The following is a 13973-nucleotide window of genomic DNA, read 5'->3' as shown; positions in this document are numbered from 1 at the left end:
GAATAATGGATAAAAATTAGCAGGCGAGCCACGTTAATACGCGGACATTTTATCCAGCACGCCTCGCGCCTCATCTTTTAGGGACTCTGAGCCCTCATCAAGTACTTTTTGCAGTAACTTTTTCGCGCCATCAAAATCATTCATTTCAATGTAGATTTTCGCCAAGTCAAGATTCCCTGATGCCTCTGAGTCATTATCCACATCGACATCAGTGACCTCGCCAATAACATCTGGGAACTCATCTAGCCCAACGTCAAGTTGTAGTGCTTCTTCCTCATCAACCTCAGACTGCGGTTCGTCGTTGACCTGAGCCATCAGCTCATCAATCGTCATAAACTGGGCGCTGCTGTCTTCAAAATTTTCTACTGGGTCTTGAGAAGACCAATCTTCGTTCTTAGCACTTTTCAGTGAACCTGCGTCCTGAGTCCAGATCGCTTGCTCTTCATCAGGAATAGATTGGTCTATGGCGTTTTTTTGAGCATCCGTTAGAGTAAATCCATTCCAATCTTCACCACCATCCATCGACGTATCGTCTTCTAGCATGGTTGCCAAATCAAGTCCTGCGCTGTCTGCTGTAGTTTGATCCACTGGATTAATATTGCTAAAGCCTTGCTTGCCATCGCTAAGCAACTCACCCAGTTGACCTTCTTGCTCCAACGCTTGCGTATCAACCATTGAAAACGCATCAGCCAACGCATCGATTTCAGAATGATCCAGCGTTTCACCAACCATCTCTTCCTGGGTTGAAAATGCTTGCGCTGGCTCTTCTAGGGCGGAAATCTCGGATTGAGGATGTTGCTCAGCACTATCCACATCCGCTGAATCCGCTGAATCCGCTGAATCCGCTGAATCCGCTAATGCATCCTCTTCGGTATATTCAGGGAATACAATGTCATCATGACTAAACGTCTCATCAAGTTTGCCCGTGTTAAGCGCGTCACCATCATCATTTACATCAGCGACACCGCTTTCCGTTAATGGCATTTCAGTGGCTGGCACTTCAGTTATTGGCGAACTCGCTGTTGACGCTTCTTGGCGTTCTAAGGCTTCATTAACAAGCTCGGGCTCTTCATCCGCATCCTGTTGACTATGATGGTTAGTATCCGCTGACAATTCGTCTTTAAGCGCGCCCATTGCCAATACGTCAGCCAAGGCGTCTTCTTCACTGTATTCAGGAAGGTCAGTATCATCAACGGCAAAAGCTTGCTCTTCACCCACCACCTCATCGCTGTCAAACTGATAATCATCTTCTGAATCCGCTAATGCTTGGGCTTCGCTGTATTCGCTACTTAACGCTGAATCCAAAAATTCATCGTCATTTGCCTCATCACTCAATGCCGCTTCGCTATCCTGCGGCGGCGAAGTCATGTCTGGCTTAACGGTAACTTCTGGTTCTACGGCGTCATGGGCCACAACGTTTGGTTCCACCGGTGTCGTGCTATCCACATTCCAGTCGTCATCATGTGGGATGCCAAACTCGTTTTCTACTAACGCATTAAGCTCAGCTTGCTCTCTCTCAGCGTCAAAATCATCATCAGGGGCATCAACACCACCTTCAATTTGTGGTGAAAAGTCAAACTCACCATCAATAGTAGGAGGCACAGTATCGTTAGCGTGTTCTCTCGCCAATGCCTCAGAAGGCGCGCTGGTTGCTATCGCTTCTATCGCATCATCCAGAGTCGCTTGAAAACCAGCATCTACATCGGCAACATCTGCGTCAGTCACATGCTCATCACTAGCCTTTTCTGCACCTTTGTCCTGAATTGAGTTTTGCTCTAGCAGTGAATCAATATCAAAGTCGCTATCCGCATCGATATCGCTTGCAGCAATATCACTAGACGGCACATTGTCTTGCTCAGTCAAATCAGGCTGTTGAATGTCAGCATCACTTAATACTGGCTCATGATTCAGCTCACTAGTAACTTCTGCCAACTGCTCTTGGCTACCATGCTGAGCCAGTAAAGCGTCGATATCGTCCAACTCATCGGGCGCATCTACTTCTTCTACCCCTTCTAACTCATCTACCTCTTCTAACTCACTAGAGTCACCTAAACTAGGAGCATCTTGAGCGCTCGCTTGTGTGGTTTCACTGTCTCTAGTCGCGTGTTCTTGAGCCTCTAACTCCTCGTCACTAGCACTAAATAGCTCTGCAAACGCATCCTGTTCTTCTGTGAGTTCAGATTCTTCTTCGAGTTTAAAGTGAGCTTCAGGCTCATCATCAGTTAATAGCTGACCAGATTCAAATGGGTCGAGCGCCAAAGAGTCATGGTCGTCTTTATCTGGCGAATCGAAGGCATGCTCAAACATCAGCTCATCAAGCAGATCAGTACTATTTTCATCAAGGTTAATATCATCGTCCAAGTCATTCTCGTCCGAATTTTCCCCTTTCGATTGCCGCACTTGATCCGGCGATTCACTATCAACGATCTCTTCCAGCATCAAATCTGAGTCAGAGATATTCGATAATTCAAAATCGTCTCCAAGCATTTCATCAAGTAAGGCGACCTCATCTGAGGACTCCGACTTTTCTGACTGAGCTTGCGTCTGTGGCGGTGTATCACTCGGCGTATCTATCTGCGAGAATTGTGCAAAAAGGTCATCAATATCATCATTACCAACCTCAATGCCAGCATTGCTCTCTGGGGTATCTGCTAACGATGTATCGCTCACTGATTCCTGCTCAGCAAAAATATCATCCAATGCGTCAGCTTCTGATTCGTCTAGATCAAACCCGCTAGACAGCAGTTCATCCATCTGCGCTTGGTTGATCGCGCCATCATCAGATTCTACTGGTTCATCTATTTCAAATTGCTCATCTAAGCTTGGTTCCTGCATGTTAATTTCAGCAAATAAGTCGTCCAACTCTTGCTGAGAAACCGGATCCGTTTCATCTTCATCAGACAAGTTAAGATCGAGGTCATCTAGGTCAGATTCAGGCACAGCAACGTCATTGAGCGCGCGTTCCATTTCCTCTAAGCCTAATGCTTTCTCACCGTCTTTAACGCTAATGCCATTATTACTGGCGTCGAGATCAACAAAACCGATATCCAATTCACCGTCATCACCGATGCTAGCAAAAGGGTCATCTTCATCATCAAGGTTGAAGTCTAAGTCGCCTTCATTTAGGTCGGCAAAAATATCGTTCTCGGCTTCTTTTTCCTGCTTCGTTGCCGCTTCATCCGTGTCAACATCAGTTTCGAAGTCGCCAAACAACTCATCAGAGAACAAATCGTCATCATCTTGCATCGATTCTGCAGTGTCAGACGCCATCACAGCCGCACCTGCCGCTCCCATGGCTGCAACGCTTGCCGCATCACCATGCTCATTGTTGTCATGAGACGATGCACCATCATTGGTCTTGCTCTTGCGTGTTCTCATCACGAGCATCACAAGTAGTCCAACAAATAATGCGGGGACAATGGCAAGAAGCCCAACAATCCAAGGGTTAGATAACCAAGTATCCATGGCTGTCGGTGCTAAACGCTGCATCTCTTCTTGTTTGCGCTTTTCATCAAGTAATTGACGTTCGACTTCACTGCGAATGCGCTCTTCATTACTCACTTCATCTTGTAGCGTGTCTACTTGCTGCTGAACCTCGGACAGCATGAGTCGCAACTGGTGATTACGTTCCTCTAATGAAATAAGCTCGTCTTCTGAACGCGTTAGCTCTTGCTGCAATTTATTGGTCAGTGATTTCTCCACTGACTCTGCAATGGCTTTTTTATCAACGCCCTTGTTATCGATAACCTTGCTATCAATAATTTTGCTGTCCACAGCCTTATTATCATTAGCATCGCTAGTCAGTGGTGGCTGAGCGGATGTTTTGGCTATTGGCGTTTCTACCGATGGCGTAACCTTTGCGACTGGTTTTGGTTCAATTTTAGGTTTAGCCGTCGGCTTATTCGACGTTAGCCGCTGTTGATGCGCAGCTAATACTGATAGCGCCTCCTGACGATCAACTTGATTGATTTGTGTTGAAGACGGGACACGTAGACGATTACCCGGGATCAGCTTATGAATATTTTCATCTTCAAATACACCCGGATTAAGTTCGTAAAAGGCATAAATGGTTTGCTGTACGCTCGCGCCTGTTGGCTTGAATTTTGACGCTATAGACCACAAGGTCTCTGAGCGTTTAGTTGGACCATAATATCGAGAAGGCTCATCGGCCACGGAGGCGGATACAGGGCGTCGGATCTGCTCTGAATAGTGAGGAGCATCCAATAGCTCACCATTCGGGCCAGAGAGGCGAATAGTGTCAGCACTAAATGATGATGACGTTGTGGCTCCAACTAGTGCTAAGGCCACTAGTAGACGCTTGAAAAAATGATGCATGGAAGGCTCAGCTGTCTGCGATTATAAATACAATACTTATCTCTTTACTATATCGGATATTTGCTCCAAAACTATAGGTTCTATGGGAAAAAACACGAATCAAGCAAGATAATCGCATCAAGTTCACACGGTTAGATCGCACAAAGGCCTCATAAAGAGGCCTTTGGTTAAAAATAACGCGTATTTTAGAAGTAGTCGCGAATCAAGACTTCTGCAATTTGAACCGCGTTCGTTGCTGCGCCTTTACGCACGTTGTCCGCGACAACCCACATATTGATGCCACTGTGGTGACTAATGTCGTTGCGGATACGTCCAACCAATACATGGTCTTTGCCGCCAGCATCACGAACTTGTGTTGGCATTTCTTGACCGTGGAACACTTCAATCCCATCCGTCTGCTCAAGCAAGCGTGTTACTTCGTCCGCATCAATCGGTGCACGAGTTTCCACACTAACCGACTCAGCATGACCATAGAAGACCGGTACGCGCACACAGGTCGCGTTAACCATAATGCTTGGATCGTTGAAAATCTTTTGTGTTTCCCACACCATTTTCATTTCTTCTTTGGTGTAACCGTTATCCATAAACTGATCAATTTGTGGAATACAATTAAACGCGATCTGTTGATCAAAAGCGCTGGTTTCTGCTGGTCGACCATTTAGCAATGATGCCGTTTGTCCAGCTAGCTCATCAATACCTGCTTTACCTGCACCCGAAACGGATTGATAGGTTGAAACATTAATACGCTCAATTCCTACCGCATCGTGGATCGGTTTTAACGCCACTAGCATTTGGATAGTTGAACAGTTTGGGTTAGCAATGATATTGCGGTTACGAAACTCAGCAATCGCCTCTGGATTGACTTCAGGTACCACTAAAGGGACGTCAAAATCATAACGATAGTGAGAAGAGTTGTCGATAACAACCACACCTTCATCTGCGGCGATCGGCGCATACTTCGCAGACAATTCTCCGCCTGCCGAAAATAATGCAATGTGCACTTGAGACCAATCAAAGTCCTCAACGTTTTGTACTCGTACCGTTTTACCATTCACACGGTACGTTTTGCCTTCACTACGCTCGCTCGCTAGAAGGTAAACATCGCCCATAGGAAACTCACGCTCTTGAAGTACTTCGACCATAGTTTCACCTACAGCACCGGTGGCTCCGAATACAGCGATATTAAATTGTTGGCTCATTGGTTTACCTCTATCTGAAATCCTAACTCTGCCAAAGGTGCCAGATTACAATCGGCGTGACCTTTGACTCGAACAGCGCCGTATTCGCGTCTGTCCCAATAATGTTTGCGCATACTATCAAAACCATTTTCTTGGTGAATTTCACGGCGGAAAACGGCGTCATCCTTACGGACGTCATAGATGACTTGCGTTAAACTGTGCAGCACAGCCTCGTCCCACTCTCGATCTAACGTGATCGCAGGGATCGGCGCGACAGGTAATAATGCATCTGGATTGGCTCGATTTTCCAATTCCATAAACTCACAGAAGCGATTAAAGATCATCGTCGTTCCACGCGCTTTCCCTTCTAGACCATAGCCTGCAATATGAGGGGTCGCAAACGTTAGCAGAGGAAGCAATTCAAAATCAACCTTAGGTTCAAATTCAAACACATCAAGAACGGCAGTAAAGCCGTCATTTTTCTGCAAGCGACGCTTCAACGCTTGATTATCCACCACAGGGCCTCGAGCCGCATTAATCAATATTTGATCAGCGCGCAAGTGCCCCAAACGCTGTTCATTGATCAAGTGATGGGTTGGAAACTCACCATCAGTCGTAATTGGAGTGTGCGTAGTAATCACATCCGCTTGCTCCAACAACGTATCGAGCTCAGTAAACGTGCGAGTGTCCCCTTCTTGTTGCTTTAGAGGATCATTAATCAGAACTCGAACACCAATACCTTCTAGGCATTTTTGTAGATAACTGCCCACCTGACCGCAACCAACGATACCCACGGTTTTATCAAAGATTGAAAAACCTTGCTGCTGACCAATCACCATCAGGCTACTCATCACATACTCTGCGACCCCGACTTTATTACATCCTGGAGCGGCGGTAAAAAAGATACCTTTCTCTTTCAGTAGTGCTTGGTCGACGTGATCCATACCCGCCGTGGCCGTACCAACAAATTTCAAGCGATTAGCTTTTGTCAGCAATGATGCGTTCACTTTGGTGATAGAGCGAATCATCAGTGCATCAACGTCGACGAGATCATCTGCGTTTAGCTCTCGACCTGGCATGGCAACGACATCACCAAGTTGTTGAAATAACTCAACTGCATAAGGCATCGCCTCATCTACAATAATCTTCATTACCTAGTTCCTGATGGGGTTCTTTCAAATATGCTGAATTGTGCAAGATAAACGCCATGCTGTCGAGAAAGGTTTAGCACCGATTTATTCTCTAACCCCGCGCCTCTTCATACCCATTACTTTTCTTGCGTCCAAAAAGAAAAATGCCCGTCCTTAAAAAGGCCGGGCAATATCCAGAACAAAAGGATTCCAACCCGCTCTCCAGGGGTCAAAATTTGCGTCTGCGACTGACTTTCATCAGTCAGCTCTGGAAACTTCTAAATTGTCTCTCGTTACATTGCTTAGATGCTAGCTCAGTAAGCTAACCTAGCATCGTTTCACAACACGAGATTAAACGCTTACGCTTGGTATTTTTTGATAACCAATGTCGCGTTTGTGCCACCAAAACCAAAGCTGTTTGACATAACAGTGTTCAGCTCTTGCTCGCGAGTTTCTTTCACGATGTCTAGGCCTTCGGCTGCTTCGTCAAGCGTATCAACGTTGATGCTTGGCGCAATAAAGCTATGGTGAAGCATTAGCATTGAGTAAATCGCTTCATGAACACCTGCCGCGCCGAGTGCGTGACCTGTCATCGCTTTAGTCGCTGAAATTGCTGGGCTGTTGCCACCGAAGACTTCTTGAATTGCACCTAGCTCTTTCACATCACCTACAGGCGTAGACGTGCCATGAGTGTTAACGTAATCGATGCTATCAACGTCTTGCATTGCCATCTTCATACAACGCACAGCGCCTTCACCTGATGGCGCAACCATGTCGTAGCCATCTGATGTTGCACCGTAACCAACAATCTCACCGTAGATAGTCGCGCCACGCGCCAATGCGTGCTCTAATTCTTCGACAACAACCATACCGCCACCGCCAGAGATAACAAAACCGTCACGGTTGGCATCATAAGTACGTGATGCTTTCGTTGGATCGTCGTTATATTTCGTTGACAGTGCGCCCATTGCGTCAAACATCATGGTTTGCGTCCAATCAAGCTCTTCACCGCCACCAGCGAAAACGATATCTTGCTTACCTAGTTGAATCAGCTCCATCGCGTGACCGATACAGTGTGCTGATGTCGCACATGCTGAGCTCATTGTGTAGTTAACGCCACGAATCTTGAATGGGGTTGCCAAACAAGCTGAAACAGTTGAAGACATAGTACGAGGAACCATATATGGGCCTACGCGCTTAACGCCTTTCTCACGAATAGTATCCACTGCTAGCGTTTGGTTAAGTGCAGACGCACCACCAGAACCAGCAACAATACCTGTGCGATCATTTGAAACGTGCTCTTCTGACAGTCCAGCATCGGCAATTGCCTGCTCCATTGAAAGGTAAGCGTACGCTGCAGCATCACCCATAAAGCGCATTTTTTTACGATCAATGTGCTCTGCTGGTTTAATTTTCAGATCGCCCCAAACTTGAGAACGAAGACCCATTTCTTTGAACTGCTCAGAGGCGTTAATACCAGAACGGCCTGCTTTTAGAGACGCTAAAACTTCTTCAACGTTGTTACCGATGCTCGAAACAATACCCATACCGGTAATTACGACTCGTTTCATGTGACATTCCTATAAATTTCAAAACTGCTAAATAATAACGAAGTTACTGGATAAAAGTGGTCAGCTTTCCCATAAATTCGTACAATTCACATCAATTACTGCAACTGATGCCCCATAACTGTAGCTGTGATACGGCTATACAATGGGTATAACACAAGTTAAGTGTCAATATTATGACTTCTATCACTCACGCTCAACTCGATTGGAACGAAGCGGGAACGCCGGTTTCAGACCAATTTGATGACGTTTACTTTTCAAACGTCAATGGTCTTGAAGAAACACGCTACGTTTTTTTAGAGAAAAACCGCCTTCCTCAACGTTGGCACGAATTAACAAACCGACGCTTTGTCATCGCCGAGACTGGCTTTGGCACAGGGCTAAACTTCCTCGCAGCTTGGCAACAGTTTGAGCAATTTCGAGAGCAAAATCCAGATGCCGCGATGCAAGAGCTGCATTTTATTAGCTTTGAAAAGTACCCACTAACAAAGCACGACCTTGAAAAAGCGCATCAAGCGTGGCCTGAACTCGAAAAGTACGCCAAACAATTGCAAGCGCACTATCCCATAGCTGTGCCTGAATGTCATCGAATAGTGCTCGCTAACGGCATGATTACCCTAGATCTCTGGTTTGGTGACATTAAAGACTGCATGCCTTTAGTCCCCACGCCCGAACAAGGTATTGTGGATTGCTGGTTTTTAGACGGATTCGCGCCAAGCAAAAACCCAGAGATGTGGAATCAGACCTTGTTTAACAACATGGTCAAGCTTGCCAAACAAGACGCAACATGCGCCACCTTTACTGCAGCCGGGTTTGTACGCCGTGGACTCAATGAGGCCGGTTTTGATATGCAAAAAACCAAAGGTTTCGGCACTAAGCGAGAAATGATCGCAGGCCACATTAGTCAAAAGCAGCCTTACAGTAACTTTGACCCGTTTTATCACCGTACTACACCAGCTTCAATCGGTAGTATTGCTATTATTGGCGGTGGCATTGCCAGTGCAAGCTTAATCACCTCTCTAGCTCGACGTGGTATCCAGTCCACTCTCTTTTGTAAAGACGCTCAAGCAGCAGAAGGGGCATCAGGCAACCGACAGGGCGCTGTTTATCCATTGCTAAATGGTGAGCATAAAGGCGTTTCAAGGGTCTTTGCTCCGGCCTTTTTATACGCACGACAATTTGCAGAGCAAGCGGCAATGAACGTCCACTTTGATCATGACTGGTGTGGAGTGACTCAGTTAATGTGGGACGAAAAATCTGACATTAAACTCAACAAAATGTTGCATGGCCAATTTCCAGCGGCACTAGTACAAGGGTTGTCCGCTCAAGACACCTCAAACACGATGGGTGTTGATTCACCTTTTGCAAGTGTCAGCTACCCACTTGGTGGTTGGCTATGCCCAGCGCAGCTTACTCAAGGGCTCATTCGAAAAGCGCAGCAAGAGAATCATCTTACTTGTCACTTTTCGACCGCAGTTACCGATGTTAAACCGGCAAGTAATGGACAATGGCGCATTTCTAGTTCAACCAATGACGCCAGCAATAATGAGCAAACATTTGATATTGTTATCATTGCCAATGGGCATGAGTTTACTCAGTTAGAGCAAACCCAACACTTACATTTATCTGCCGTGAAAGGACAAGTCAGCCATATCCCCACAACCAAGCAGCTTTCACAGCTCAAGACAGTATTGTGCTATGACGGTTACCTCACGCCTTGCAACACCAACACCGATACTCACTGCATTGGTGCGAGTTACGATAAAGATAATATCAATAGCGAGTTCGACGCCGACGCACAACTCGACAACCAAGAAAAACTAAAGCGCTGCCTACCTGACACACCGTGGGTAAACGATGTCGACACCTCAACCAATCAAGCGCGACAAGGGGTACGTAGTGTCAGCCGCGACCATTTACCGTTTGTCGGTCAGGTCACTGACTATGCTCAGCTCCGCATTTTGCATGCAGCATCACCTAACGCAATCTCTGCAGTACCTGAGCACCGCAACTTATTTTGTATGTTGGGTCTGGGCTCGCGCGGTTTAAGTTCTGCCCCCCTCGTTGCGGAAGCGTTAATTTCACAGATTTGTGGTGATCCACTACCACTACCAGTGGATTTACTTTCTGGTATTCATCCTAGCCGAACATGGATTCGACGAATCAAAAAGTCACGCCCGCTATTTGGTTAATAAATCAAGCGCAAGCCGATAAGTCGCCTTCACAATGCCGCTAAATCGACGTTAAATTAGAGTCTTATGTTCGTTATCACTGACATGAGACTCTCGATTTCCTGTCTATTTCTTCCCCCGCTCCACTTTGCTTCATATCAACCTCCAATCCCTCCACGCATAAGACCTCATCTTATCGTTTAGCGCCTCTTAATTATTACAAGACTCATGTCGGTATAAGCGCTCTTATAAAAGAGACGACGTGTTAGAACTGAGACGAAGGGCTAAACCCATCGTTCAGCGTCGACAGGCACTAGAACGCTTCCCATACTGCTTAAAAGCACAGGGAGAGCAGGATGAAATGGACACAACGACTCACATCACTCACCTTCTTATGGTGCCTGTTTTTTAATTCAGGGTTATTAGCAAGTACAGACTCAACGCCACGAGTTGTGTTTGTCAATCCGGGTCACGCAGATGAAAGCTTTTGGCAGGACGTAGATGACTATGCAAAAGCAGCAGCAAAAGCACTCAATATTGACTTGGAGATCATTCACGGGGAGCGCGACACAGAGTTAATGCAACAACGGCTATCAGAAAGAGTGGCAAATGGTAAAACACCTGATTATGTCATTCTCGTCAACGAAGCCCAGACAGGAAGATCTTTGCTTCAATCGCTAAGCCAAACCTCATCCCACGTCGTTTTTACACTCAACAACTTAACGCCGGATGAGCTCGTTGAAATACAGCGAGAGCCCGAGTGGCAACAACGCCTACTACCAGGGGTTTTTCCTAATAACTTTCGCATTGGCTACCTCACTGCTCAAGCCTTATACCGACAAGGAGGCCAACACGCAGGAGAGGCACTATTGCTCTCGGGTGATAGCAATACTCCTGCATCGATACAACGCAAAGCCGGCGCTCTTGCATTCATTGAACAAGTAGGGGGATTAGATGGCGTCCGTCATGGCTATGGTGAATGGCAAGAAAGCAGTGCTTATGCTGAAACGAATCGGCTCCTTTCCCTTTACCCGAATATTCGTTACATCTGGACCGCGAATGATCATATGGCTTATGGCGCTCAACGTGCGCTCAAAAAAAGCGATAAAGTCATAGGAGAAGAAGCATTTATCAGCACGATCAACACGTCAACTCGAGTACTCAATGAGCTGGAGCAAGGCAATATCACGGTTCTTGGCGGCGGTCACTTTACCGCAGTTGGTCTAACCTTGGTAAAAATACACCAGCACCGAACAGGGAAGCTCTGGCCACAGCGCACTAAGTTTACGCTTTTCCACTTGATTGAGCCGGACACGACTTTATTCCACGTTTTATTAGACAAGCAATGGAATAACATTGACTTTCGCGCCATCGATCTAAGCAGCAATCCCATCGACCCTTATCTGCAACGAAAAGAAGAATAGAACGCTACATCATATAAGATAATTCCATCATGGCGCACAATGGTAAATTCGATCTCTATTTACTGTCATTATCGTTACCATAATTTTTTGCATTTCCCTGACATTACTGGCCAGTGTAAACTCCACACTAGCCGGCTTTATTTTTCACCCTCGACATTTGGTTCTCTATGAAAGTTGCTTTTTTGTTCATCAGTCTACTGTTTGCATCACTACAACCTAGTTTTGCATCTACCGACACCGTACCCGTTGGAATTCGACCATGTTGCGCCTTTGGAACGGGCTTAAAAGCAGAGCTAGGAAGCGTCCCTGTCCCCTTCTTCTCTATCAATAACGTTTTAAACCCTGAAGATATTCAGGCGCACGTTTTTAACGACGGCTCTTCAAACGTTGTCAGCAGTCTGTTTGGCACATCTGAAGAAACCAACGGTCTGATTTTTACCAATAAAGGCGGATTTATCGATACCGCGCATGTTCGCGACACGGCTGATTTTGCTTTTTATCTTTATCGCGCTATCAAAAACCACAAGGAAGACACGCTGTCGATTAAACTTACGCCTGAGTTGCGTGAGCGCCGTATTGAAATGACGGATCTCAATGCGTTAAATGCTGCCGAGCATGAAGATGCAAAATTGGCCGCGCTGCTTGCATTTCGATTAGCGCAATGGCACGAAGTCGCCCAATGGTATGGCCTAGTATCTGTCGGTGGCTTTAAAGAATACGCATCAGCGTTTTCCCCCGAAGATCTTTATTCCAATATGCTGGGAGCACGTATTGCCCTAGAAATTATCGAGGTGAACCCTGCGATTACTCAAAAGAACTTCGTCTTGTTGTTCCCGCAATATTTCCGCAAACACCTAAAAGCCCTTGATGCACAAGATGAAGACACTACGATCGCGCAACTAAAAACACTCGATGGTATCTGGTGGGATAGCGAAAACCGTCTACCAGACAAATGGGTGGTCAAGACTCGTGATTACCAGTTTTCCCTTGTTTTAACACCAAATGGCGTTAAAAGTGGCACGCAATTGTCACTCAATGAATTTGCAGAACTCGAAAAACACGCCCAATTTCAATTAGTAAAAGCTGACAATATCAAATCGTTTGATATACTCCCCGTCGCTTTGAAGTCAATGGAAGTATGGACTGTTAACGATTTCCAATCGCTCGCCAATGTGGCGAAAGCTGAAGACGATAAGCATTCAAATAACCGCAATGACGCATTATCGATGAAGTTGAACGAAAGCCATGACTGAGATGCAAAAAAACACAGGTATCAAACGTATACTCCTCGCCGCTAAATATTCTTGGTTTGGTTTAATTGCCGCATGGAAGCACGAAGCGGCGTTTAGACAAGAGATCATAGGCCTAGTGATTGCGGTCGCAGTCGCTATGTGGCTGGATATTTCTCTCGTAGAAAAAGCGGCACTAATTGGCAGTGTACTGTTTGTCATAACCGTTGAGCTGATGAATTCAGCCGTTGAAGCCGTTGTCGATAGAATAGGTCTAGAACGTCACGAGCTATCAGGGCGTGCCAAAGATCTCGGCTCAGCCGCAGTATTTGTTGCAATCGGGTTAGCATTGCTCGTATGGGCAAGCATTCTTTGGACTTACTTTAGCTAATACGTTCAAACCATTATCTAATATGTTCAAACCAATAGTTAGTGAGTTCAAATTAATCGTTAGTAAATTCAAACTCATAGTTAATCGCTCCTAACTTACGGCAAGTAAACCCAAACTAACGGCTAATAAGGCTTGACCTTCCCCATAGGTCAAGCCTTAGTGTTATCTAAACACCTTAAAACACGGGCCAGTTCATGGGATGCTGCAATCGTCCGCCCAACGGCGGCACAAACCAACTAGGTAAACTGTTCAAGCTTATCGCCATTTTATTCGTGATCATTTTCACTCTTGCCCTACTCTTTCCAAGTTAATCATTTTTCTGTTTTAATTGATAAGTCTATAATATATAAGCATGTTCTATTAATGTGTTGGAATGTAGACCTACTATCCACTCACCGATGAAAATGCCACTCATTGCATAGTATTAATTAGAGTTGTCTTCCAGCGATCTAATACTAGCAGTCTGTTACATTTTATTTACATTCATCTTGAATAATCATTATTTGTTATGCACCGCATCGGTGAGTGCATAACCCATATGGAATAT

8 protein-coding genes are annotated in these 13973 nt (G+C 45.7%); 4 read left to right on the top strand and 4 right to left on the bottom strand.

Going from position 1 to position 13973, the window contains the following annotated elements; all coding sequences use genetic code 11:
- Positions 1 to 33 precede the first annotated feature (33 nt).
- The 4 genes from L4D74_RS08400 to fabB all read right to left on the bottom strand — a co-directional run bounded on the left by L4D74_RS08400 (position 34) and on the right by fabB (position 8214).
- The gene (locus L4D74_RS08400; RefSeq protein WP_428751681.1) at positions 34 to 4335 is read right to left on the bottom strand and encodes a FimV/HubP family polar landmark protein; all 4302 of its coding nucleotides are present in this window, start codon (positions 4333 to 4335) and stop codon (positions 34 to 36) included.
- A gap of 185 nt (positions 4336 to 4520) precedes the next feature.
- Positions 4521 to 5534, bottom strand: a complete 1014-nt coding sequence (locus tag L4D74_RS08395) for an aspartate-semialdehyde dehydrogenase (RefSeq protein ID WP_428751680.1) — start codon at positions 5532 to 5534, stop codon at positions 4521 to 4523.
- Positions 5531 to 6664, bottom strand: a complete 1134-nt coding sequence (locus tag L4D74_RS08390; RefSeq protein ID WP_428751679.1) for a 4-phosphoerythronate dehydrogenase — start codon at positions 6662 to 6664, stop codon at positions 5531 to 5533. The genes L4D74_RS08395 and L4D74_RS08390 overlap by 4 nt, the downstream gene beginning before the upstream one ends.
- Before the next feature lie 338 nt (positions 6665 to 7002).
- On the bottom strand, positions 7003 to 8214 hold the full coding sequence (fabB, locus tag L4D74_RS08385; RefSeq protein ID WP_428751678.1) for a beta-ketoacyl-ACP synthase I: 1212 nt from the start codon (positions 8212 to 8214) through the stop codon (positions 7003 to 7005).
- Positions 8215 to 8387: 173 nt separating this feature from the next.
- On the opposite strand from fabB, the gene mnmC reads away from it, so the two are divergent.
- From mnmC to L4D74_RS08365, 4 genes are all read left to right on the top strand, one after another.
- Positions 8388 to 10403, top strand: a complete 2016-nt coding sequence (gene mnmC, locus L4D74_RS08380; protein WP_428751677.1) for a bifunctional tRNA (5-methylaminomethyl-2-thiouridine)(34)-methyltransferase MnmC2/FAD-dependent 5-carboxymethylaminomethyl-2-thiouridine(34) oxidoreductase MnmC1 — start codon at positions 8388 to 8390, stop codon at positions 10401 to 10403.
- Positions 10404 to 10738: 335 nt separating this feature from the next.
- Entirely contained in the window at positions 10739 to 11806 is a 1068-nt protein-coding gene (locus L4D74_RS08375; protein WP_428751676.1) for an ABC transporter substrate-binding protein, read from the top strand.
- Between the two features lie 167 nt (positions 11807 to 11973).
- Positions 11974 to 13059: a DUF4056 domain-containing protein gene (locus L4D74_RS08370; protein ID WP_428751675.1), complete on the top strand. Its 1086-nt coding sequence runs from the start codon at positions 11974 to 11976 to the stop codon at positions 13057 to 13059.
- A complete protein-coding gene (locus L4D74_RS08365) occupies positions 13052 to 13426 on the top strand; it encodes a diacylglycerol kinase (protein WP_428751674.1) in 375 nt (124 codons plus the stop codon). Before L4D74_RS08370 ends, L4D74_RS08365 begins: the two co-directional genes overlap by 8 nt.
- Positions 13427 to 13973: the final 547 nt, after the last annotated feature.

It is taken from the genome of Vibrio cionasavignyae (assembly GCF_050337155.1).
Taxonomy (GTDB): Bacteria; Pseudomonadota; Gammaproteobacteria; order Enterobacterales; family Vibrionaceae; genus Vibrio; species Vibrio nomapromontoriensis.
The sequence above is the reverse complement of the archived record's forward strand: the minus strand, read 5'-3'. Positions and strand labels throughout refer to the sequence as shown.

Excerpts from the sequence above, each read along its gene's own strand:
- L4D74_RS08390 (WP_428751679.1), bottom strand. The coding sequence starts at position 6,664 with ATGAAGATTATTGTAGATGAGGCGATGCCTTATGCAGTTGAGTTATTT.
- L4D74_RS08400 (WP_428751681.1), bottom strand. The coding sequence starts at position 4,335 with ATGCATCATTTTTTCAAGCGTCTACTAGTGGCCTTAGCACTAGTTGGA.
- fabB (WP_428751678.1), bottom strand. The coding sequence starts at position 8,214 with ATGAAACGAGTCGTAATTACCGGTATGGGTATTGTTTCGAGCATCGGT.
- L4D74_RS08375 (WP_428751676.1), top strand. The coding sequence starts at position 10,739 with ATGAAATGGACACAACGACTCACATCACTCACCTTCTTATGGTGCCTG.
- L4D74_RS08395 (WP_428751680.1), bottom strand. The coding sequence starts at position 5,534 with ATGAGCCAACAATTTAATATCGCTGTATTCGGAGCCACCGGTGCTGTA.
- mnmC (WP_428751677.1), top strand. The coding sequence starts at position 8,388 with ATGACTTCTATCACTCACGCTCAACTCGATTGGAACGAAGCGGGAACG.
- L4D74_RS08370 (WP_428751675.1), top strand. The coding sequence starts at position 11,974 with ATGAAAGTTGCTTTTTTGTTCATCAGTCTACTGTTTGCATCACTACAA.
- L4D74_RS08365 (WP_428751674.1), top strand. The coding sequence starts at position 13,052 with ATGACTGAGATGCAAAAAAACACAGGTATCAAACGTATACTCCTCGCC.